At 44.9% G+C, this 21,573-nt stretch carries 22 protein-coding genes; 5 read left to right on the top strand and 17 right to left on the bottom strand.

Annotation, left to right across the window (positions count from 1 at the left end; genetic code table 11):
* Positions 1–32: 32 nt before the first annotated feature.
* Complete coding sequence (gene deoA / locus R7Z50_RS11640) at positions 33–1,361, bottom strand: thymidine phosphorylase (RefSeq protein WP_005380134.1); 1,329 nt, start codon at positions 1,359–1,361, stop codon at positions 33–35.
* A 97-nt stretch (positions 1,362–1,458) separates the two neighbouring features.
* Positions 1,459–2,235: a deoxyribose-phosphate aldolase gene (gene deoC, locus R7Z50_RS11635; protein ID WP_005380133.1), complete on the bottom strand. Its 777-nt coding sequence runs from the start codon at positions 2,233–2,235 to the stop codon at positions 1,459–1,461.
* A 90-nt stretch (positions 2,236–2,325) separates the two neighbouring features.
* On the opposite strand from deoC, the gene R7Z50_RS11630 reads away from it, so the two are divergent.
* Positions 2,326–2,460 carry a hypothetical protein gene (locus R7Z50_RS11630; protein ID WP_005391675.1) on the top strand — a complete coding sequence of 45 codons (135 nt, stop codon included), beginning with the start codon at positions 2,326–2,328 and terminating at the stop codon, positions 2,458–2,460.
* A 358-nt stretch (positions 2,461–2,818) separates the two neighbouring features.
* Here the strand turns inward: R7Z50_RS11630 and R7Z50_RS11625 are convergent, their stop codons facing one another.
* The 6 genes from R7Z50_RS11625 to R7Z50_RS11600 all read right to left on the bottom strand — a co-directional run bounded on the left by R7Z50_RS11625 (position 2,819) and on the right by R7Z50_RS11600 (position 8,103).
* Positions 2,819–4,102 (bottom strand): NupC/NupG family nucleoside CNT transporter, encoded by a 1,284-nt coding sequence (locus R7Z50_RS11625; RefSeq protein ID WP_005380131.1) that lies wholly within the window; start codon positions 4,100–4,102, stop codon positions 2,819–2,821.
* 204 nt (positions 4,103–4,306) lie between these two features.
* Positions 4,307–5,080, bottom strand: coding sequence for a TatD family hydrolase (locus tag R7Z50_RS11620; RefSeq protein WP_005380129.1), 774 nt, complete (start codon positions 5,078–5,080; stop codon positions 4,307–4,309).
* Positions 5,067–5,264 carry a DUF5363 family protein gene (locus tag R7Z50_RS11615; protein ID WP_005380125.1) on the bottom strand — a complete coding sequence of 66 codons (198 nt, stop codon included), beginning with the start codon at positions 5,262–5,264 and terminating at the stop codon, positions 5,067–5,069. Before R7Z50_RS11615 ends, R7Z50_RS11620 begins: the two co-directional genes overlap by 14 nt.
* A 94-nt stretch (positions 5,265–5,358) precedes the next feature.
* A complete protein-coding gene (gene prfC / locus R7Z50_RS11610; RefSeq protein ID WP_005380123.1) occupies positions 5,359–6,948 on the bottom strand; it encodes a peptide chain release factor 3 in 1,590 nt (529 codons plus the stop codon).
* A 285-nt stretch (positions 6,949–7,233) separates the two neighbouring features.
* Complete coding sequence (rimI, locus tag R7Z50_RS11605; RefSeq protein WP_005380122.1) at positions 7,234–7,689, bottom strand: ribosomal protein S18-alanine N-acetyltransferase; 456 nt, start codon at positions 7,687–7,689, stop codon at positions 7,234–7,236.
* Positions 7,690–7,701: 12 nt separating this feature from the next.
* Positions 7,702–8,103 (bottom strand): DNA polymerase III subunit psi, encoded by a 402-nt coding sequence (locus R7Z50_RS11600; protein ID WP_005380121.1) that lies wholly within the window; start codon positions 8,101–8,103, stop codon positions 7,702–7,704.
* A 159-nt stretch (positions 8,104–8,262) separates the two neighbouring features.
* Between R7Z50_RS11600 and R7Z50_RS11595 the strand changes: the two genes are divergently transcribed.
* Positions 8,263–8,709, top strand: a complete 447-nt coding sequence (locus R7Z50_RS11595) for a hypothetical protein (RefSeq protein ID WP_005380120.1) — start codon at positions 8,263–8,265, stop codon at positions 8,707–8,709.
* A gap of 62 nt (positions 8,710–8,771) precedes the next feature.
* On the opposite strand, the gene R7Z50_RS11590 is transcribed toward R7Z50_RS11595, so the two are convergent.
* Both R7Z50_RS11590 and R7Z50_RS11585 read right to left on the bottom strand, forming a co-directional pair.
* Positions 8,772–9,275, bottom strand: a complete 504-nt coding sequence (locus tag R7Z50_RS11590; RefSeq protein WP_005380119.1) for a GNAT family N-acetyltransferase — start codon at positions 9,273–9,275, stop codon at positions 8,772–8,774.
* Positions 9,259–9,786 carry a ubiquinone anaerobic biosynthesis accessory factor UbiT gene (locus tag R7Z50_RS11585; RefSeq protein ID WP_005394645.1) on the bottom strand — a complete coding sequence of 176 codons (528 nt, stop codon included), beginning with the start codon at positions 9,784–9,786 and terminating at the stop codon, positions 9,259–9,261. Before R7Z50_RS11585 ends, R7Z50_RS11590 begins: the two co-directional genes overlap by 17 nt.
* A gap of 363 nt (positions 9,787–10,149) precedes the next feature.
* Between R7Z50_RS11585 and R7Z50_RS11580 the strand changes: the two genes are divergently transcribed.
* The 3 genes from R7Z50_RS11580 to R7Z50_RS11570 all read left to right on the top strand — a co-directional run bounded on the left by R7Z50_RS11580 (position 10,150) and on the right by R7Z50_RS11570 (position 14,235).
* Positions 10,150–12,189, top strand: coding sequence for an EAL domain-containing protein (locus R7Z50_RS11580; RefSeq protein ID WP_318149087.1), 2,040 nt, complete (start codon positions 10,150–10,152; stop codon positions 12,187–12,189).
* Positions 12,190–12,322: 133 nt separating this feature from the next.
* Positions 12,323–13,336, top strand: coding sequence for a ubiquinone anaerobic biosynthesis protein UbiU (locus R7Z50_RS11575; protein WP_054576313.1), 1,014 nt, complete (start codon positions 12,323–12,325; stop codon positions 13,334–13,336).
* A 20-nt stretch (positions 13,337–13,356) separates the two neighbouring features.
* Positions 13,357–14,235 (top strand): U32 family peptidase, encoded by an 879-nt coding sequence (locus tag R7Z50_RS11570; RefSeq protein ID WP_170894021.1) that lies wholly within the window; start codon positions 13,357–13,359, stop codon positions 14,233–14,235.
* 51 nt (positions 14,236–14,286) lie between these two features.
* On the opposite strand, the gene R7Z50_RS11565 is transcribed toward R7Z50_RS11570, so the two are convergent.
* The 7 genes from R7Z50_RS11565 to rbfA form a co-directional block, all read right to left on the bottom strand.
* Positions 14,287–15,633: an MATE family efflux transporter gene (locus tag R7Z50_RS11565; RefSeq protein WP_318149086.1), complete on the bottom strand. Its 1,347-nt coding sequence runs from the start codon at positions 15,631–15,633 to the stop codon at positions 14,287–14,289.
* Positions 15,634–15,756: 123 nt separating this feature from the next.
* Complete coding sequence (locus R7Z50_RS11560) at positions 15,757–16,179, bottom strand: MarR family winged helix-turn-helix transcriptional regulator (protein ID WP_005394653.1); 423 nt, start codon at positions 16,177–16,179, stop codon at positions 15,757–15,759.
* Between the two features lie 99 nt (positions 16,180–16,278).
* Positions 16,279–17,199, bottom strand: a complete 921-nt coding sequence (gene nlpI / locus R7Z50_RS11555; protein WP_318149085.1) for a lipoprotein NlpI — start codon at positions 17,197–17,199, stop codon at positions 16,279–16,281.
* Between the two features lie 178 nt (positions 17,200–17,377).
* Positions 17,378–19,513 carry a polyribonucleotide nucleotidyltransferase gene (gene pnp / locus R7Z50_RS11550; protein ID WP_206970637.1) on the bottom strand — a complete coding sequence of 712 codons (2,136 nt, stop codon included), beginning with the start codon at positions 19,511–19,513 and terminating at the stop codon, positions 17,378–17,380.
* A 292-nt stretch (positions 19,514–19,805) separates the two neighbouring features.
* Positions 19,806–20,075 carry a 30S ribosomal protein S15 gene (rpsO, locus tag R7Z50_RS11545; protein WP_005380094.1) on the bottom strand — a complete coding sequence of 90 codons (270 nt, stop codon included), beginning with the start codon at positions 20,073–20,075 and terminating at the stop codon, positions 19,806–19,808.
* A gap of 141 nt (positions 20,076–20,216) precedes the next feature.
* A complete protein-coding gene (gene truB, locus R7Z50_RS11540; RefSeq protein ID WP_005380088.1) occupies positions 20,217–21,170 on the bottom strand; it encodes a tRNA pseudouridine(55) synthase TruB in 954 nt (317 codons plus the stop codon).
* Positions 21,170–21,565, bottom strand: a complete 396-nt coding sequence (gene rbfA, locus R7Z50_RS11535) for a 30S ribosome-binding factor RbfA (RefSeq protein ID WP_005380087.1) — start codon at positions 21,563–21,565, stop codon at positions 21,170–21,172. The genes truB and rbfA overlap by 1 nt, the downstream gene beginning before the upstream one ends.
* Positions 21,566–21,573 lie beyond the last annotated feature (8 nt).

Genomic DNA, 21,573 nt, shown 5'->3' with positions numbered 1-21,573 from the left:
GTTGAGTAGGCCTTGTGTAATTACTTGTTCTATTAGATATCTTCTGCACGAATTTGGCGGTAAACCTCTGGAGTTGGTGTGTATTCACCACCTACTTTGATTGCACTGCGCAGTGCTTTTGCCGCTTCTTCCCATTGCTCTTCAGTGCGAGCGTGGATGACCGCAAGAGGTTTATCACTGTCTGCGACCTCACCTAGGCGGATGAACTCGTCGAAACCAACTGCGTAGTCGATTTCATCAGTAGCAACACGACGACCACCACCCATAGCAACCACAGCCATGCCGATAGCACGTGTATCCATTGCAGAGACAATGCCCGTTTCTGTTGCGTAAACTGGCTTGATGATTTCTGCTTTTTCTAAGTAGTTGTCGTAGTTTTCTACGAAGTCAGCAGGGCCGCCTAAGCCAGCAACCATCTTGCCGAAGCACTCAGCCGCTTTGCCGTTATCCAGCACTTCCATCAGTTTTGCGCGTGCGTCTTCTGTGTTCTCAGCAAGCTTGCCAAGTACTAACATTTCAGCACATGAAGCCATGGTCACTTCAAGTAGACGAGGGTTACGGTATTCACCTGTTAAGAAACGAACCGCTTCACGAACTTCTACTGCGTTACCCGCTGAAGACGCCAATACTTGGTTCATGTCCGTAAGAATTGCCGTAGTCTTAGTGCCAGCACCGTTTGCTACCGCAACGATTGATTTTGCTAGCTCTTCAGACGCTTCGTAAGTTGGCATAAATGCACCTGAACCCACTTTTACGTCCATCACTAGCGATTCCAGACCCGCCGCCAGTTTCTTAGAAAGGATCGACGCCGTAATCAGGGAGATATTGTCTACCGTTGCGGTAATATCACGAGTAGCGTAAACACGCTTATCCGCAGGAGCAAGGTCACCAGTTTGACCGATGATCGCCACACCAGCGTCTTTGGTTACTTGACCAAAAACATCGTTGCTCGGCGTAATGTTGTAACCAGGGATAGATTCAAGTTTATCCAGCGTACCGCCTGTATGACCAAGACCGCGGCCAGAGATCATAGGTACGAAACCGCCACACGCTGCCACCATTGGGCCAAGCATTAAAGAAGTTACGTCACCCACACCACCGGTTGAGTGTTTGTCGACAATTGGACCACCGAAGTTCATGTGGCTCCAGTCGATAACCATGCCCGAATCACGCATTGCACACGTTAAGGCGATGCGCTCATCCATGGTCATTTCATTAAAGAAAATCGTCATAGCAAACGCCGCAATCTGACCTTCAGATACCGTGTTGTTCGCTACGCCTTGAATAAAGAAGTTGATTTCGTCTGCGGTAAGTACTTCACCGTCACGTTTTTTACGAATGATTTCTTGTGGTAAATACATTAGTGCCTCCCAAGCTCTTTTGAGCCATGGTTGTAGTAGGATAGAAGAGGTTTGGTAGCACCCGTTTAGGTGCTACCGTTCAGACGTATTATTGGAATTAGTACGCTGTTGGATCAGCGACGTCGTCCGATACTTCTAATGTATTTAGTAGGTTGGTTAGCAGGCTAGACGCACCAAAACGGTAGTGACGAGCATCAACCCAGTTGTCACCTAGGATTTCGTCAGCCATTGCTAGGTATGCTGCTGCGTCTTCAGCAGTGCGCACACCACCTGCTGGTTTGAAACCAACAGTTTCTGCAACACCCATGTCGCGAATAACTTCAAGCATCATACGAGCGTATTCTGGTGTTGCGTTTACTGGCACTTTACCAGTTGAAGTTTTAATGAAGTCAGCACCTGCTTCAATACAGATTTGAGATGCTTTCTTGATTAGTGCTTCTTCTTTTAGTTCACCTGTTTCGATGATCACTTTAAGAAGAATGTCACCACAAGCTTCTTTACATTGCTTAACTAGTTCGAAGCCTACTTTCTCATCACCCGCCATTAGCGCGCGGTAAGGAAAAACTACGTCAACTTCGTCTGCACCGTAAGCAACCGCCGCTTTTGTTTCAGCAACTGCGATTTCAATGTCGTCGTTACCATGTGGGAAGTTCGTTACTGTTGCAATACGAACCTCTGGCGTACCTTGCTCACGAAGTGTCTTCTTAGCAATAGGAATAAAGCGAGGGTAAATACAAATTGCAGCTGTGTTGCCTACTGCTGTTTTCGCGTCATGACATAGTGAGATCACTTTTGCATCAGTGTCATCGTCATTCAACGTAGTTAGGTCCATAAGTTTAAGTGCACGTAGCGCTGCTGCTTTTAAATCGCTCATTTCTATCTCCGATCAATATTCAAAAAATTCACTACTCAGCCTTACATCACGTCTTTAACTATAATCAACAAGTCGAGACAATGTGAGTAAATGGCTAAACAGTCTATTAATGAACGGACTTGGTTCCCTGAAGACTCGGCATATACAGCGAAAATTTATCATATGCCAATTGCTATCCTTGTCACCGCACAGTACCAGTTTGGCCTATGGCACAACAATCTATGATTGCGGTGTCTTTAATATCACATCACAAAGCAAAACGCCTATTAGATCTGATATTGCAGGGCAATTCATTTGCCCATCGATTATGTAATATTCATTACGTGATTAAGAATCAAGCTTAACCACTATCCTGTGATTAATACATTATAGAGTTTCACCGCAAAACTGTAGCACCAAATAGAGCGCAAACGGTTTGTATCTCAAAATTTCCTAGCCCCTATTCCATTGACTGCGTAATACCTCGACTAAGGCAAACACCCGATGAAATTTTGGAGCCCGAAAAACGAAAAATGCCCCGCAGCAATCTCTTGCTACAGGGCATGATGTAAAACGGCGTCTATATATTAAGAACCGATTCTAATTATAGTGCTGCAAGGCTTAAGCAGAAGCCTGCAATTGTCGCTGCCATAAGGTTAGACAACGTACCTGCAAGAACTGCTTTAACACCCATGCGAGCGATGTCACTACGACGGTTTGGTGCAAGGCTACCTAGACCACCAAGTAGAATCGCGATAGAAGAAAGGTTCGCGAAACCACATAGTGCGAATGAGATGATAGCTGTTGTCTTCTCAGACATTACTTCACCAGTTGCCGCGATTACTTGAGCGTTTTCACCTAGATATGGTGTGAAGTTCAAGTAAGCAACGAATTCGTTCACTACGATTTTCTGACCGATGAATGAACCAGCTGTTACAGCTTCTGCCCATGGAACACCGATTAGGAATGCTAGTGGAGAGAACGCGTAACCTAGGATTAGCTCTAGTGTTAGTTCTGGCATGCCGAACCAACCACCGATGCCACCTAGCATACCGTTGATTAGCGCGATTAGACCAACGAATGCGATTAGCATTGCACCTACGTTAAGCGCAAGTTGTAGACCAGAAGCCGCACCGCCCGCAGCTGCGTCGATTACGTTAACTGGTTTGTCGTCACCGCCGTCCATCGCTTCTTCGATACTTTCGTGAGGCTGGTCAGTCTCTGGGTGAAGGATTTTAGCGAACAGTAGACCACCTGGTGCTGCCATGAATGATGCCGCAACTAGGTACTCTAGTGGAACACCCATAGATGCGTAACCAGCTAGTACACCACCAGCAACAGAAGCTAGACCACCACACATTACCGCGAATAGCTCTGATTGAGTCATTTTTGGAACGAATGGGCGAACAACTAGAGGTGCCTCAGTTTGACCTACGAAAATGTTAGCTGCCGCTGACATTGATTCCGCACGAGAAGTGCCTAGCGCTTTTTGTAGTGCGCCACCAAGAATCTTGATAACCCATTGCATAACGCCAATGTAGTAAAGAACTGAAATCAGTGCAGAGAAGAAGATCAGTGTAGGAAGAACACGGAATGCGAAGATGAAACCGCCGCCGCCGAATACTTCGAACATCTTGTCAGAAACAAGACCACCGAACAGGAATGATGAACCATCGTTACCGTAGTTGATAACGTTAGAAACACCTGAAGAGAAACCGTTTAGTAGATCACGGCCCCAAGGTACATACAGAACAAATGCACCTAATGCGAATTGGATAGCGAATGCGCCACCCACAGTTCTAAAGTTGATAGCTTTTCGGTTGTTAGAAAATGCCACTGCAATCGCAAGAAGCACTACCATACCGATTAGGCTCATAAACAGGCTCATAGTTTATGACTTCCTTATAAGTTATTTATTGGCGTGTTACAAAATGGAGCTATAAAGCGGGGGCAATTATACTCATGCAGAATCAATTAAAGTAATGCCAGCCTCACACTTTCCTATAAGATTCATGATTGATTCAACCAGCTTTGTGAGTTAATTCACAATAAGCAGGAAAACGTTTTCGATTTCAAACCACATCTTTAGATTTTATTCACATATCGAGAAAGCAAAATTGCTATTTTTCCACAGTTGAGAGGCAATCGATTGCTTTCGGCCGTTATGCAACTCTACGAGCTCATTAAAGACGTGAATGAGTTTGGCTGGGTGATTTGACTCCCCTTGATATCCAAGTATAGGCATATCTGGTGCGTCTGTTTCGATTACTAGGTTTTCGAGTGGTAATTTTTGAATTGCGTCGCGTGTTTTCTTGGCTCTTGGGTAGGTAATCGTTCCTCCTACACCGATAAAAAAACCTAATTTGACCCACTCCATGGCTTGCTGATAACTCCCAGAAAAAGCGTGTAGCACACCACCTCTAGGGAGATTCGCCGCTTTCACCATTTGAATGAGGCGATTGTGCGCTTTTCGGCTATGTAAAATAACTGGGAGTTCGAAGCGTCTAGCCAGCTCAAATTGAACTTCAAGTATCTTTTCTTGCAACTGTGGATCAACATCAATGGCAAAATCTAAACCACACTCTCCTATTGCCACGCACTGCTGCCCTTTTTGATTTAGATAGCCTTCTAGCTCTGTAAGGTGCTGCTCAACGTTATCTTCAAGAAAATACGGATGAAAGCCGAGCGCATAATACAAATTGGCATGTTGCTCTGCCAAAGTTTGAATACGAGCCCAGTTTTGCGGACCGACGGAAGGAATCAAAATTCTTGCGACGCCTTGCGTTTGAGCAAGCTCAAGTTGATGTGCAAAGTCATCTTGAAACACATCAAAATCAAAGTGGCAGTGCGTATCAAAGAGCTTCATCTTGACGCTTTTTATCTGTATCTGCGGGCAGAAAATCAGAGGATGGTTGGGCTTCACTCTTCTCTTCAGTTTGATGGGCTGGGTCTTTTCGATATGGGACACAACTGCGTTTCTGATCGGGAGTTAACCCCATCTCTTTACACCAGTTGTCGTAACGCTTTAGCCCACGTTTAAACCAATTCATATCTTATCCTTATATAAAAACGCCCTTGGCTAAGTTTATAGCCAAGGGCGTTTTAAAATCTAGTTTGCGTTAAGGCTTACCCTAACCGCGCAAATTAGTGCTCACGCGTCGCACGGAAATCAACGTCAGGGAAACGCTCTTTCGCCAAGTTTAAGTTAACCATTGTTGGGGCGATATACGTTAGGTTATCACCACCATCCAATGCTAAGTTCGCTTGATTCTTGCGTTGGAACTCATCCAGTTTCTTCGCATCACCACACTCAACCCAACGAGCAGTTGCAACGTTAATGCCTTCATAAATCGCTTCAACATTATACTCAGATTTCAAACGAGCCACAACAACATCGAACTGAAGTACACCAACGGCACCAACGATCAGATCGTTGTTCTGTAGAGGACGGAATACCTGTACCGCACCTTCTTCTGATAGCTGAACCAAACCTTTGAGAAGCTGCTTCTGCTTTAATGGATCTTTCAGGCGAATACGACGGAATAGTTCCGGAGCGAAGTTCGGAATACCAGAGAACTTCAGTGATTCACCTTGCGTAAAGGTATCACCAATCTGAATAGTGCCGTGGTTGTGTAGACCAATGATGTCACCGGCGTAAGCGTGTTCTGCACGTGCACGGTCACCAGCCATAAAGGTTACTGCATCAGAGATACTCACTTGCTTGCCAAGACGAACGTGGTTCATCTTCATACCTTGCGTGTAAGTGCCCGATACAATACGCATGAATGCGATACGGTCGCGGTGTTTTGGGTCCATATTCGCTTGGATCTTAAATACGAAACCAGAGAACTTCTCTTCAGTCGCTTCAACTTCACGTTCAACCGCTTGACGAGTTTTCGGCGCTGGAGCCCATTCAGTTAGACCGTCTAGCATATGATCCACACCAAAGTTACCTAATGCAGTACCGAAGTAAACTGGCGTCAGGTCACCTGTTAAGAACATTTCCAAATCAAACTCAGGGCAAGCACCCATGACAAGCTCAAGCTCTTCTCGAACACTTTCCGCAAGGCCTGCACCAACTTTTTCATCAAGCTCTGGGTTGTCGAGACCTTTGATGATTCGAACTTCTTGAATCTCATGACCGTGACCTGATTCGTATAAAATCGTTTCATCACGGTGAATGTGGTAAACACCTTTAAACTCTTTACCACAGCCGATTGGCCATGTGATTGGCGCACACATCATGCCCAATTCGTTTTCTACTTCATCCAATACTTCCATTGGATCACGAACGTCACGGTCAAGTTTGTTCATGAAGGTTACGATTGGCGTGTCACGTAGACGTGTAACTTCCATTAGTTTACGAGTACGGTCCTCAACACCTTTCGCTGCATCGATAACCATCAGACATGAGTCAACTGCCGTTAGAGTACGGTAAGTATCTTCCGAGAAGTCTTCGTGTCCAGGCGTATCAAGTAGGTTTACCAGACAATCGTTGTAAGGGAACTGCATTACAGAAGTAGTAACCGAGATACCACGTTCCTTTTCCATTTCCATCCAGTCTGATTTTGCGTGCTGTGCGTTACCACGACCTTTAACCGTACCTGCTTTTTGGATCGCGTTTCCGAATAACAGTACTTTTTCAGTAATGGTGGTTTTACCCGCATCCGGGTGAGAAATAATAGCGAACGTTCTGCGCTTAGACACTTCGCCTAAAAAAAGGGGATTTGACATTAGTTAATCTTCTAAATTACTTTCATGCTCACAAAATAGGCAAGCATATCTACTATTCGATATTGTGCGGTATTCTCGCTTATTATCGCTGTGCTAGCAAACTGGAAAGACATGAACTGAATTTACTCGGCTCACCAGCCTTTACCTGCAACTAACAAGGGAAAGCCAGCTCCACACAAAGAGATGTAAAAATTCAAAAAATTATTATTACATATTCAAAAGCCTCGAATCCGGATACGCATTTAAAGCATAAGTGTTGATGAGGTAATTAGTAACGGCCTAAAACTAACTCAAAAATAAGTAACTCATGATAATGGCGTCTTCCTTACCATTTCCCGATTTAGCTGGGTAATAGTTGTAACGACGGTCCACTTCATTAAAACCTGCTTGCTCATAAATATGGATAGCTGGGTGATTACTTTCACGCACTTCTAACCAAGCACTCTCTGCTTTGGCTTGTTCACAGTATTCAATAAACGCGTCCAGCAATTTTTGCCCTAGCCCTCTGCCCTGTTGAGAAGGCGCTACTGCAATATTTAATAGTGTCACTTCTCCAACAATATTCTGTCCATAGAAGTAACCAACCACTTGAGAGCCTTCCAGCATCACATGATGGCAAGCACCGCGACTGGATAAGTCACGAACCAAAGATTCGGCCCAAGGGTGAGAATGTGCTTGCTGCTCGATTTGCCAAACTTGGTCGAGGTGCTCTGCACGCATCGGCGTAATTTCAATTGTCACGCATTAGCTCCGTTAAGAAGAGTACGAACAGATTTGTTGCCACAATGCGCGGCGCTGTTCGTTATTACCATCAATATCTTGTAATAGTGGCGAGGTCAGGTGCTTTGCCTTGATGCTTTGATCAGCCTCACAGCCTGCAAACCACACCCACTCTAGCTGATGTTCACCCAGCATGGATAAGCGCTCAGGCTCTAGGTGTAGCGCATCATCAAGCGTGAGCTTAATGCTTTTTAATACGCGCTCAAACATCAATGCCGTCTCGTTTTCTGGACATATTGGCGATACCAATAGGAGTTTACATGAACTTTGCAAATCCAATAATGGCGATTGATAGCCTTCCAGTCTTTCAGGGTGTACCAGCTCCCATGTGCTGATCCCCATTTCACGTAAATACTGTTTCTCGTTAATTGACATTTTCCGTCACCTATTTGAACGAGGGCAATCCTATCAAATTATCGCGATTATACCTAAAGGACTTCAAGGAACACCTGAACACAATGAGATGATTTGGATATTCCTGAACATAGCGTTTTGCCAACGGCCACACATTGGGTATGACATATGAGGTACATTATGAAATTCTTAAATACGCTACTACTTTGCACACTGGTAGCCGCCACCAGCGTGAGTGTTTTTGCTAATAACAGCGATGAGTGGGAGCTGATTGCAACGAAAACCGTTAACTTTCATACAGAAACAGATACCGTGACACCAAATAGCCTATTCCGAAACCGAAGCTTCAGTAAAATAAAACTAAAATGTGTGCAAGGAACGGTAGACATGAATGGTTTAAAAGTCGTCATGACAGATGGTAGTGAGAAAAAGCTTTCCTCTATGGGCGTACTAACAAGCGGATTGTCGACTCGTGCCTGGAGCCTTCCAGGTACAAAAGAAGCCAAGCTAAAACGGATTGAAATGACTTACAGTAGCTGGGGAAGCACAAAACTTAGCCTGCTAGGGGTAAGTAAAAAAGCGAAAATAGAGGTCTGGGGCAAAAAGAAAAGTAACCAGTCATCCTAACCTCCCTATCTCAGTTTTCAGTGAATAAGAAAGAAGCCCACTTAGTCGTGGGCTTCTTTCATTTACAGTTCAGAGAACTCTGGCGCATAGTCTATGCGTCCGGAGCGTCCAGCACATTGACCTTCGACCAACTCTGCGACTCGAAATGCACCTTTAGGGACATCCCAAGCACATTCAAAGCCCATCTCGTCGCATGATTGAAAACCCTGGCGCGCGTAATAATCAGGATCGCCCAACACCACACACACTGGGTAACCAAAATCACGCAGTGAATCAAAACCTTCTTTGATCAACTCTGCAGCGATGCCTTGGCGACGGTAATCTTCATGAACAGCTAATGGCGCTAGCCCTTGCCATGACAAATCTTCACCATTTAAGGTCACAGGGCTAAATAAAGCATGGCCTATCACCTCTCCCTCATCTGTACACGCGACTAAGGAAAGCGTGAATTTGCTGTTTTCGCGCAAACGCATCACAAGCTCAGCTTCAGCTTCCGTCGGGAAGGCGTGTTTCAATAAGCGGTCAATGGTAAGAATGTCCGCTGGGGCTTCAGTTCGAATAAGCATTCGCTACTCCGGTTGGTTGTGCAGGCGCTTGAACTCCTTTCTGAACAAAATCAGCCAATTGATTCAAAGCGACTTGCATTGCTTTCGGTAACTGCTCTAAGTCGACACTGTCCATTAAGTTTTTCACTTCTAAGCCAAGCTCAGTATCACCTTCAATTGAAAGGCGACGTTGGAAGAACAGTGTGTCAGGGTCTTCTTTACGACCAGCAATCAGTACTAGGTCGTTTAGATTACCACTAAAACTCACATCTTCCTGAACTGGTTTTTCAGCTACCACCAATTTTTCGTCTTGATAGCTGATGTACCATGCTAAGTTCAAGTCTTTAATCGCAACTTTTAACCACTTGTCTTCAAGGAACTCAAAGTCACCATCTTCCAAGGCTTCTTTAAACACCATTTTTAGCCCTTCTAGCAACGCTTTTTGCTGAATTGGCTGTGGTAATAACTGGACTGGAGAACGCAAAATATTAGCTGCGTTCTTTACTAGTTGACTGCGAATCTTGTTTAACACGTTCATTATCCGTTACTTTGTCATTAGGTTGCTTATATTAAGCAATCGTGGCGATGAGATTACTGTTATGTATCAATAAAGTGCTTATTTTAGATTGGTGGTTTATTGCTCACTAACGCTTCTTTTTTTGAACTTACGTGTATTATTGATGCGAACAGGTGGATAAACACTTTTACAACCGTATTTTCAAAGTTATAGTTATCTGAGCGTATCCATGTGATTGTCGACTGCACAGCTAAAACCGCGAGCCCTTTAATGGCAAGTAACACTTTAGCTTGGTGGTAGACCGCCGCAGGCTTATCAGGGTGTCGCTTTTTATACACGGACGAATAATCTGGCTCATTGGAGATCGGTAATACCCTAATGCCTTCCCAGCAATTAAAACATTGGTTTGCCACGCTAACCTCAAATAGCCCTTTCTTCTTTGCCATTCTTGATAAAAAACACAATTATCGAATGGTAAGTGACCGTTACTGCGATATCGCAGGTTTAAGTCATGAGGAAATCGTCGGCTTAAACGATTGCCAAGTGCTGGGTGAACAGTTTTATAAGAAGCTTGCACCATACTATCAGCGCGCGTTCAAAGGGGCACATGTCGAAGCCGAAATCACGCTCGATGAAACCGACCTTGAAACCAGTCTTCACTTTAGTCTTTCGCCAGTTTTTGAAGGTAACGACATTCGCTTTGTTGTTTTTCACGCTGTCGATACTTCAGAAAAGCAGATACTCGTTCGCTCCTTAGAAGAGTCCGAAAGTAAGTTTGCGAAGTTAACACAACTGCTACCAGACGGCTTACTGCTTATCGAAGATGATATTGTCATCTCTGCGAACCCCGCATCAGCGCGCCTTCTCGGACTTAACTCTCCTCATGAATTGTTGGGCGAAGAGCTAAGTCGTTTATTCATCGATGAAAACAGTAAAAAGGTATTTAGTCATCGATTGAGTACATTAATTTCTGACAAACCTTTTGTCTGCTTAACCAGTGCAAGATGCGGCTTTGAACGGAAAGTTCAGCTACACGCGGATTCCACGGCGATATTAGGTAGCGAATCTCAAATTATCCTAATCCAAGATGCTGATGATGCGCCCAAAAACCTGTCTTCTGCATCGAATGAAGACATACACATTGACTCGCTCACCAAACTCTACAACCGCTTTGGCTTCACCAAACGTTTGGAACAGCTGATCAAAAAGCAAACACCGCTTCTGGTGTTCTATTTGGATATCGATAACTTCAAAAACATTAATGACTCACTTGGTCACCATATTGGCGATAAAGTGATTCAAGAGGTATCGGCCCGTCTTAAACGGTTACTGCCAAACCAAGCGATTATTGGTCATTTGGGTGGCGATGAGTTTGGCGTCATTCTGCCGGAGCCAGAAAACACCCGCATGGCTGAAATTTTGTCCGATCGCATTATCTCGTTGATCAACCAACCTTTCGACTTGCACCACTTCAGTAAACGCCTTGCGTGTTCAATTGGTAGCGTTCGATACCCTGAAGACGGACAAGATGCGCGAATCCTACTACAAAATGCCGATACTGCGATGTATGAAGCCAAAGATCGTGGTAGAAATCGTCTGATCAAATTTAACGATCAAATGAACAAAGAAGCGCGTATGCGTTTGTGGCTTGAAATTGAACTGCAAAAAGCATTGCAGCAGAACGGTTTGGAAGTGTGGTATCAACCTAAGGTTAACGCGCGAGACTTCAGTATCAACGGCGCAGAAGCGCTCGTTCGTTGGAAGCATCCAGTCGAAGGGTACATTAGTCCTGGCTCATTCATTCCTGTCGCCGAGCGCGCTGGGTTAATAGAACACCTTGGACGTGTCGTGATGCGTGATGTTTTCAATACGGTAAAACGTTGGAAGCAACAAGGCATACTGCCAGGCCGTGTCGCCATCAACCTCTCTCCCGAGCAATTTGGCAACCCACAGCTGATCGACTTTATGGAAAAGCTGCTTCGCACTACCGAGCTTGATCCAAGCTGCATTACCTTCGAGCTAACCGAAAGTGCCGTGATGAGTGATAGCGAACATACACTGCAAATGTTGAATGCGATTAAAAAGCTTGGCTTCGCTCTCTCTATCGATGACTTTGGTACCGGCTACTCTTCTCTTTCCTACTTAGCGCGTTTTCCTATTGACGAGCTAAAAATCGACCGCGCTTTTATTAATGATATCGACACACTACCGAAACAAGTCACTGTGATTGAAAACATCATTAATCTGGGTCAGTCGCTCGACTTAACTGTCGTTGCCGAGGGGGTGGAAACCCACCAGCAAGCGACCCTGCTCTCTAACCTTCAATGTAATGCGATTCAAGGATTCCATTTTTATCGCCCGCAGCCAAAACATGAAATTGAAGAGCTGTTTGTACAGAATCGTCGTCACAAGAACTAACCCCGACCCGATACCCTTACTCGCAAGGGGTAAATATCGACTTTATTGAGCTAAACCTAACTTAGGTCAATTTCGCTATTCATAATTCTTCATAAAATGCGGACACCTTTTTATTCTCAATGATTGTGAGCATATGGAACTCTTGTGTCCCGCGGGTAACCTGCCTGCGTTAAAAACTGCGATTGATTGCGGTGCCGATGCCGTCTACATTGGTTTCAAAGATGATACCAACGCCCGTCACTTTGCTGGCCTCAACTTTAACGGCAAAAAGTTAGAAAAAGCGGTGCAATACGTTCATGACCGCAATAAAAAAATTCATGTCGCGTTGAATACCTTCGCTCATCCCAATGGCTTCGAGCGCTGGACGAACGCAGTAGACAATGCAGCGGCACTGGGTGTAGACGCGCTGATTGTTGCAGACATTGCAGTGCTGGAGTACGCGGTTCGCAAATATCCCGATCTGGAACTACACCTTTCAGTGCAAGCATCAGCGACCAACGTCGCAGCCATTGATTTTTACAAACAAAACTTCAACGTAAAACGTGTGGTACTACCTCGCGTTTTATCGATTCATCAGGTCAAACAGCTTTCGCGCAACATCACTAGCGATGTCGAGTTAGAAGTCTTTGCTTTTGGTAGCCTTTGTATCATGTCTGAAGGTCGCTGCTACCTATCGTCATACATGACAGGTGAGTCTCCAAACACTGTGGGAGCATGCTCTCCAGCTAAGTACGTTCGCTGGCAAGAAACAGAAAATGGTCTGGAATCCCGCCTTAACGACATTTTGATCGATCGCTACAGCACCGGTGAAAATGCGGGCTACCCTACCTTGTGTAAAGGTCGTTTCGAAGCTGAAATCGAAGGCGAGAAAAAACGCTACCACGCACTGGAAGAACCAACCAGTTTGAACACCCTCTCTATGCTGCCAGAACTATTTGCTGCAAATGTGGCTTCTGTAAAAATTGAAGGTCGCCAACGTAGCCCTGCTTACGTAGAACAAGTCACTCGAACATGGCGAGCGGCGATTGACCGTTACCAAGCAAACCCAGAAGCTTACCAAGTCGAAGCGGCTTGGGATGCCGCATTGGCAAACGTGTCTGAAGGTACGCAGACTACACTTGGTGCTTATCACCGCAAATGGCAATAGAGGTTAAGATGGATAATTCAATGAAATACGCGCTTGGCCCGCTGTTGTACTTCTGGCCAAAACAAGACATCGAAGCGTTTTATGAACAAGCGAAATCAAGCTCCGCGGACATCATCTATCTTGGGGAAACCGTATGCTCAAAACGTCGAGAAATGAAGCCTTCGCATTGGCTTGAAATCGCAAAAGAGCTGTCTGCATCTGGCAAGCAAGTGGTGCTATCAACGATGGCACTACTAGAAGCTCCGAGTGAAGTAAACATAATGAAGAAGTACATCGACAACGGTGACTTCGCGATTGAAGCAAATGACGTATCTGCTGTTCAATTGGCATCAGAGCATAAAGTGCCTTTCGTCGTTGGCCCTGCAATCAATACTTATAACGCACACACGCTCAACTTATTTTTGAAGCAAGGTATGATGCGTTGGTGCATGCCTGTCGAACTCTCTCGCGAATGGTTAAACGATACTTTAGTTCAGTGTGACGAGCTTGGTATTCGTAACAAGTTTGAAGTTGAGGTATTTAGCCACGGTTATTTGCCTTTAGCGTATTCCGCTCGCTGTTTCACAGCCCGAGCTGAAAACCGAGCGAAAGACGATTGCGAAACCTGCTGTATCAAATACCCTACGGGTATCCAGGTCAGCAGCCAAGAAGGGCAAGAAGTCTTTAACCTTAACGGCATTCAAACACAGTCAGGGTATTGCTACAACCTCATCAATGACTTACCAAGTATGAAAGGGCTGGTTGATGTGGTCCGGTTAAGCCCTCTTGGTATCGACACTTTTTCAGAGTTAGAGCGTTTTCGCTCAAACGAATACGGCGATAATCCTGAAAAGCTCGAAAGCCGCCAATGCAATGGCTATTGGCATCAACTAGCGGGCTTAGAAGTAAAAACCATTTAATCCTTAAAGATAAAAGCGAGGCCTAGCCTCGCTTTTATCTGTTAGCTTTTGTTAGCAGGCTTGCACCCCTGGTTCGACAGAACTCTCATTAAGCAGCTTTTTCACATCTCGCCACAACATACTGATCACGACCAAACTCAATGCAATGTTAGACAATGGGAAAGCTAACCAAATACCTGTCACGCCGAAAAGTTTCGGCATAATGAATAAGAATGGCAACTGGACCAGCATGTTGCCTAGTGTTACAAACATAGCTTTGCTGCCTTTGTTTACTGATTGATAGTACGCGGCCGCCACAACTAAAAAACCATCTAAGAACAACGCAAACATGTGTAAACGAATCCCGATCACGGTGCTATCAATCAACTGTTGGTCAGCATTATTAAACACCGCAACCAGTTCGTACGGGAAAAGGTTCATCAAAACAACGAACGCCACCCCACCAAGCACAGATGTCCCCATCGCGACCTTTAATAACTTTCTGATGTTCTCCTGATTACGTGCACCGTGGTTGAAGCTCACTAAAGGCTGCATACCATTCGCAATTCCCTCGGCTATCAGATAGTAAACCGTCACGATATACCCCAAAATGGCGTACGCTCCGATCAACATTGCACTTCCGTACTGAGCAAATAACGCGTTGTGCAGTGCCACCATCACAGAGCCGTAGGCGTACATAAAGAAACTTGATGTACCTATCATGATAATCTTTGGTGCAGCATCAACCTGAACTTTGAAGTCGCGGATACGAAGGCGTAATGTTGCTTTTGAAGTAAAGAAGTAACCAATACCGAGCACAGTGACCACTAATTGTGCAAGTGCAGTGGCAATAGCGGCTCCGGTTAACTCCCACTCCAACCAAGCAATAAATACGTAGTCTAATACAATGTTAATAACGGCACCGATGACCATCAAAATCGTTGCTAAGTTCGGGCTGTCGTCATTGCGTAACAGAAACGGAACCGCGATAGAACCCAACGTGAATACGCACGCGACAATCAGAATATGCAAATATTGCAGCGCAAGTTCAAACACTCGCCCTTCCGCTCCTTGCCAGCGAATAAATTCATCCGAAAACAAAAACAAAATTGTAGCAACGATCGGCATCAATGCCGCTAACAACGTCAATCCGGTCGTTAGGATTCGCTTAGCGCCTTCATGATCATTCTCTCCTTGCTTGATCGAAGTCAGTGCACCAGTCCCCACCCCAATCATCATTCCTATACCGAGGATCGAACCGATAATAGGCCACGCAACATTGATCCCAGCTAATCCGTCAGCGCCAACATAACGGCCAATAAAAATGCCATCAACTATTTGATACAAACCGTTCACGAGCATTGCTGCGACGGTTGGAATCGTATATTTCCAAAACTGTCTATAAATTGAGTTTTGCATGACTGTCACCAGTAGTTAGCAAAGCTAACCATTTAATTAGCAAGGCTAACTAAATGGTTAAATTAAATAAAAAAAGATGAAACAACAAAAACTAAACCATACAGCTGAGGTCTTTGCTTTAGTTTAAAATGACTTATTACTCAATGCTTTATTCAATAAAGCTTGTAACTGCTCAGCTTCTTGCTGATTTAATTGTTGCATCATTTGTTCAGAGATATCTTTGTACACTACCTGCTCCAAAGACATTTTTTCTGCGACTTCTTCTGTAAGCAACACACGCTTAGCACGAGCATCCTCATTACATGCGATGCGTTTCACCAAACCCTTTTTTTCCAGACGCACAACCATTGTCGACGCAGAAGGCTTAGTCACTTGCAGCTCTTCTGCAAGATCGGTTATTCGCACACCCTCAGGGTAAACCTGAATCACACGTAAATAATCGAACTCATTAAAGCTTAGATGTGATAATGGATCTTCTTTGGCATAGACACGCCAAGCTTTGGCGCAAAAACGCTCTAAATCAATCAAGCTTTCTTCTAATGCCATAAAAGCCACCACCACTTAGTTAGCAAGACTAACTATTTTAAATGAGTCACTCATCAAGTTCAATCATAAAAAAAGCCGCTCTCATCGAGCGGCTCTAAATCATTCAATTTCCAGCTTCTTGGCAGCCTTTAACTTGGCCAATCTATCTTGCTGTAATTGATCGTAGATTTGCGCCAATTCCAAGAAAGAATAGCGATGCTCAACATAGTCGTAAACGTTGAACGAAATCGCGAGCTTATAAAGTGAGATGGCACTTGCGTAATCACCTTCAAGCTGATTACGCTTTCCAAGGTAGAAATACGTTTCCGTCAATCGTTCAGCTAGGCGATAATTCTCTCTTGTTCCATCCATAATTGCTTTAAGCGCGTCTTCGTCCGAGACATCTCGCAGCATGATGGCAACAAGAACCCACCCCCACTCTTCACTACGATCTCGTAAATAACGCTGTTGAAGATTGGCTTTTGCTTGCTCTGGATTTTGCTCAGCTTCGATGATGTACAGCCATAATGAACGAAAAGGATCCGTTGGCATTTCTTGATAATGCTTGGTCATATCTTCTAAAGCGAGATCGATTCGGCCACCATAATACAGTGCAATCGCACGGTTGCGCTCAGCATAGGTATTATCCGGAGCCAACTCTATGGTCGAATCAAACGCTTCATAAGCCGCGTCAAACTCCCCCACTTGGGTGAAATACACCCCCAAAAGATTGAAGATATCCGGTTGAGCAGGATTCAACTGCAAAGACTGGTTAAAGTCCAAACGGGCAAGATCACGCAAACCAACGCTATCGTAGTAGCTACCGCGCTCATAATGCATTTTAGCGCGCACTTCATCACTAAGGTCGGGACGTTGTAGCAACTGCGAGAGACGCGCGATTTGTACTTCTTGTTGAACACTAGGCTGAAGTGGCACCGCCATCGGTGGATATAACCACTTTTGTGCTGATTGTTGAGAAGTATTTGCACAACCGGTCAGCGCGATAGCAACACATAAAATTGCGGTTTGAAACCATTTCACTAATTGATACTCCTGTTTGGACCGCTCAAGATTTGTTTCTCTTAATGCAATATAGGCGATAACCTCGTTTGAGGTTAATACATCGAAACAAACCAAAAAAGGGGAGCGAAAATGCTCCCCTTTTATAACATGCTTTCAGGCCCTTAATCTAATAAAAGGCTGAAAGTCTCATTTTGTCTTACTCGTCTTTAGCAGCTGTTGCTTCAGCAGCAGCTTCTTCAGCTGGCTTTTCTACCGCTTCTTTCATGCTTAGACGTACACGGCCTTGGCGGTCGATTTCAAGAACTTTAACTTGAACTTCTTGACCTTCAGCCAGGTAGTCAGACACTTTCTCTACGCGTTTTTCTGCGATTTGAGAAATGTGTACAAGACCATCTTTGCCTGGAAGAACCGTTACGAATGCACCGAAGTCTGCTAGACGTGCAACTTTACCTGTGTAGATACGGCCCACTTCAACTTCAGCAGTGATCTCTTCGATACGGCGGATAGCTTCTTTCGCAGCAGTGCCTTCAGTTGCCGCAATCTTGATAGTACCGTCGTCTTCGATTTCGATAGTTGTACCAGTCTCTTCAGTTAGAGCACGGATAACTGCACCGCCTTTACCGATAACGTCTTTGATCTTCTCAGCGCTGATCTTCATCGTGTGAATACGCGGAGCAAATTCAGATATGTCTTCACGAGCACCAGAGATTGCTTCATCCATTACAGATAGGATGTGCTTACGTGCACCTTGAGCTTGGTTAAGCGCAATTTGCATGATTTCTTTAGTGATGCCTTCGATCTTGATGTCCATTTGAAGTGCAGTGATACCAGTGTTAGTACCTGCTACTTTAAAGTCCATGTCACCTAGATGGTCTTCATCACCAAGGATGTCAGAAAGTACAACGAAATCGTCACCTTCTTTAACAAGACCCATTGCGATACCAGCAACAGATGCTTTGATTGGTACACCTGCGTCCATAAGCGCAAGAGAAGTACCACATACTGAAGCCATTGAAGATGAACCGTTAGATTCAGTGATTTCCGATACAACACGTACTGTGTATGGGAACTCATCAACAGAAGGCATTACTGCAGCAATACCACGCTTCGCCAGTTTACCGTGGCCGATTTCACGACGCTTAGGAGAACCTACAAAACCAGTTTCACCTACACAGTATGGAGGGAAGTTGTAGTGCAGTAGGAAGTGATCTTTACGCTCACCAGTTAGCTCATCGATGATTTGAGCATCACGCTGAGTACCTAGCGTTGCCGTAACGATCGCCTGAGTTTCACCACGAGTGAATAGCGCGCTACCGTGAGTACGAGGAAGAACACCAGTACGTACATCTAGTGCACGAACCATGTCTTTTTCACGACCATCGATACGAGGGTTACCTGCAATAATACGGCTACGTACTACTGTCTTCTCTAGATCATGGAAGATAGTGTGGATTTCTTTTGTGTCTGCTTCAGGATCTTCAGCAAGAAGAACTTCATTTACTTCCGCAGCGATCTCATGGATGCGGTCGTAACGAGCCATTTTCTCAGTAATTTGGTAAGCTTCAACAAGTTTAGCTTCTGCTAGATCAGCAATCTTATTTTTAAGCGCTGTGTTCTCTTCAGGAGCAACCCAATCCCAAGCAGGAGTTGCAACTTCTGCTTTGAATTCGTTGATAGCTTGAATAGCAACTTGTTGTTGGTCATGACCATAAACAACCGCCGCTAGCATTTCTTCTTCAGTTAGGTTGTCCGCTTCTGACTCAACCATCAGTACTGCTGACTCTGTACCTGCAACAACAAGGTCAAGCTTAGAAGTTTCTAGTTCAGTTTGGCTAGGGTTAAGTACAAGCTGACCATCGATATGACCAACACGCGCCGCACCGATAGGGCCGTTGAATGGAATGCCAGAGATAGCAAGAGCAGCAGAAGTACCGATCATTGTAACGATATCTGGCTGAACATCTGGGTTTACAGACATTACTGTCGCGATAACCTGAACTTCGTTTTTAAACGCGTCTGGGAATAGCGGACGGATTGGACGGTCGATTAGACGAGCTGTTAGCGTTTCGCCTTCAGAAGGACGACCTTCACGTTTGAAGAAGCCGCCTGGGATTTTACCCGCAGCGTAAGTACGCTCTTGGTAGTTAACCGTTAGTGGGAAGAAGTCTTGACCTGCAACGGCTTCTTTTTTACCTACAACAGATACGAATACAGACGTATCATCCATTGTGACCATAACTGCTGCTGTAGCTTGACGTGCAATAACGCCAGTTTCTAAAGTAACTGTGTGGTTACCGTACTGGAACGTTTTAACAACTGGTTTTTCGAACATTGTTATTCCTTGTTTCTAATCTTCCTTTAGTGCTTAAAGAAATCTTAGATGTGTTAATTGACACTCAAGGCATTACGAATCGCGACTAGTAAAAAGAAACTCGGAAATTCCTTTTGAATAGTCGCGACCTTTTGGTCGACGTGGTTGACTGTAATGCTATGAGCTTTTGAGAAAACCTCTTACAAGGTTTAGCCGCCAGTATTATAACGGCATAAGTCTAATTTGGCTAAATTTAGGCAACAAAAAAGGGGCATAAAGCCCCTTTTTAGACAAACTGCTATGCAGTCGCTGATTAGCGACGTAGGCCTAGACGTTTGATTAGGTCTTGGTAGCGAGCTAGGTTTTTACCTTTTAGGTAATCTAGAAGCTTACGACGACGAGAAACCATGCGTAGAAGACCACGACGGCTGTGGTGATCGCCTTTGTGCGCTTTGAAGTGACCTTGTAGGTGGTTGATAGAAGCTGTAAGTAGAGCTACTTGAACTTCTGGTGAACCAGTGTCGCCTTCGCCTTGTGCGTATTCTGCAACGATTGCTGCTTTAGTTTCTGCATTCAGAGACATAATTCTCTCCTAATAAGAGTAGGTTTAAAGTTGTAGCAGCCAATCTCTGATTCAGCCGCTACGCGAAGCGCGGATTATAGGGAAATTTCCTATCTCGTGCAATATAAAAATACCGACACTCAGGTCGGTATTTTCAATCATTTACTTGGATGCAACGTCATCTCGGAACACGACCAATCGCTTAGGAGCGATTTTGCCATCTTCGTTCATTTCGCCAACGCCAATAAACAAGCGTTCTTCACCCATAGTAAGGCGAAGTGAGCCCTCAGTCGGAGCACCAAATACTTGAACGGGCTGCCCATGTTGGACCATATTCGCCAGTTCAGGCACCAAGTTGACTTCTGGTAAGTCTTCTACCGCTGTATCCATTGGCAAAAGCAGTGGGTCCAGTAGTTCTCGAGGCGCTCGTTCCTCGCGGTGAGCTTGCTCTAGCAACTCATTTAGTTGCTCAAGTGTTACCATATTCTCGTAAGGGTATTTAGCAACACCAGTACGACGAAGCATAGTTACGTGCGCACCACAACCTAACATTTCGCCCAGATCATCAACGATAGTACGAATATAGGTACCTTTAGAGCAGTGCACTTCCATCTCTACTTCATCGCCTTCAAAACGGTGAAGAACAATCTCATATACCGTGATCTTACGAGATTCACGCGGAACTTCGATGCCTTTACGAGCGTATTCATACAAGGGTTTACCTTGATACTTCAACGCAGAGAACATGGAAGGCACTTGATCAGATTCACCACGGAACTGATCGATGCACGCTTCTAGCTTGTCTAACGTAACATCGACTGGACGCGTCTCTACAACTTCACCATCCGAGTCAGACGTATTGGTACGTTCACCCAGCTTTGCGATCACGCGGTAGCGTTTATCAGAATCAAGAAGAAACTGAGAAAATTTTGTCGCTTCACCCAAGCAAATTGGCAGCATGCCTGTCGCTAATGGGTCCAAGGCTCCAGTGTGGCCTGCTTTCTCAGCAAAGTAGATTCGCTTTACTTTTTGCAGTGCATCATTGGAAGAGATACCTGTTGGTTTGTCCAACAGTATAACGCCATTAATTGGACGACCTTTACGACGACGAGCCATTATTCTTCGTCCTCACGACCAGAATCTTTTTGCTTTTGTTTGTCTGAACTAACGACTTCAGACACTAGGTTAGACATACGCATACCTTCAACAAGCGTATTGTCATAGTGGAAGCGGATTTCTGGCGTTAAACGTAGACGAATACGCTTACCTAACATCATGCGAATGTGCACTTCGTGCTCACGTAGCGCTGCTAGACATGATTCTGGTGTTTGCTCACCCACACACAGGAAGGTCACAAATACTTTTGCGTAAGCTAGGTCACGAGAGACTTCTACGTCTGAGATCGTCACCATGCCAAGGCGAGAGTCACGAACTTCACGTTGAAGGATCATCGCTAGTTCTTTTTGCAGCTGCTGTGCAACGCGCTGCGTGCGGCTAAATTCTTTTGACATATCTTTAC

The organism is Vibrio sp. 1249-1 (genome assembly GCF_033340495.1).
The sequence above is the reverse complement of the archived record's forward strand: the minus strand, read 5'-3'. Positions and strand labels throughout refer to the sequence as shown.

Excerpts from the sequence above, each read along its gene's own strand:
- deoA (WP_005380134.1), bottom strand. The coding sequence starts at position 1,361 with ATGTATTTACCACAAGAAATCATTCGTAAAAAACGTGACGGTGAAGTA.
- deoC (WP_005380133.1), bottom strand. The coding sequence starts at position 2,235 with ATGAGCGATTTAAAAGCAGCAGCGCTACGTGCACTTAAACTTATGGAC.
- R7Z50_RS11630 (WP_005391675.1), top strand. The coding sequence starts at position 2,326 with ATGGCTAAACAGTCTATTAATGAACGGACTTGGTTCCCTGAAGACTCG.
- R7Z50_RS11625 (WP_005380131.1), bottom strand. The coding sequence starts at position 4,102 with ATGAGCCTGTTTATGAGCCTAATCGGTATGGTAGTGCTTCTTGCGATT.
- R7Z50_RS11620 (WP_005380129.1), bottom strand. The coding sequence starts at position 5,080 with ATGAAGCTCTTTGATACGCACTGCCACTTTGATTTTGATGTGTTTCAA.
- R7Z50_RS11615 (WP_005380125.1), bottom strand. The coding sequence starts at position 5,264 with ATGAATTGGTTTAAACGTGGGCTAAAGCGTTACGACAACTGGTGTAAA.
- prfC (WP_005380123.1), bottom strand. The coding sequence starts at position 6,948 with ATGTCAAATCCCCTTTTTTTAGGCGAAGTGTCTAAGCGCAGAACGTTC.
- R7Z50_RS11600 (WP_005380121.1), bottom strand. The coding sequence starts at position 8,103 with ATGTCAATTAACGAGAAACAGTATTTACGTGAAATGGGGATCAGCACA.
- R7Z50_RS11595 (WP_005380120.1), top strand. The coding sequence starts at position 8,263 with ATGAAATTCTTAAATACGCTACTACTTTGCACACTGGTAGCCGCCACC.
- R7Z50_RS11590 (WP_005380119.1), bottom strand. The coding sequence starts at position 9,275 with ATGCTTATTCGAACTGAAGCCCCAGCGGACATTCTTACCATTGACCGC.
- R7Z50_RS11580 (WP_318149087.1), top strand. The coding sequence starts at position 10,150 with ATGCCTTCCCAGCAATTAAAACATTGGTTTGCCACGCTAACCTCAAAT.
- R7Z50_RS11575 (WP_054576313.1), top strand. The coding sequence starts at position 12,323 with ATGGAACTCTTGTGTCCCGCGGGTAACCTGCCTGCGTTAAAAACTGCG.
- R7Z50_RS11570 (WP_170894021.1), top strand. The coding sequence starts at position 13,357 with ATGAAATACGCGCTTGGCCCGCTGTTGTACTTCTGGCCAAAACAAGAC.
- R7Z50_RS11565 (WP_318149086.1), bottom strand. The coding sequence starts at position 15,633 with ATGCAAAACTCAATTTATAGACAGTTTTGGAAATATACGATTCCAACC.
- R7Z50_RS11560 (WP_005394653.1), bottom strand. The coding sequence starts at position 16,179 with ATGGCATTAGAAGAAAGCTTGATTGATTTAGAGCGTTTTTGCGCCAAA.
- pnp (WP_206970637.1), bottom strand. The coding sequence starts at position 19,513 with ATGTTCGAAAAACCAGTTGTTAAAACGTTCCAGTACGGTAACCACACA.
- rpsO (WP_005380094.1), bottom strand. The coding sequence starts at position 20,075 with ATGTCTCTGAATGCAGAAACTAAAGCAGCAATCGTTGCAGAATACGCA.
- truB (WP_005380088.1), bottom strand. The coding sequence starts at position 21,170 with ATGGCTCGTCGTCGTAAAGGTCGTCCAATTAATGGCGTTATACTGTTG.
- rbfA (WP_005380087.1), bottom strand. The coding sequence starts at position 21,565 with ATGTCAAAAGAATTTAGCCGCACGCAGCGCGTTGCACAGCAGCTGCAA.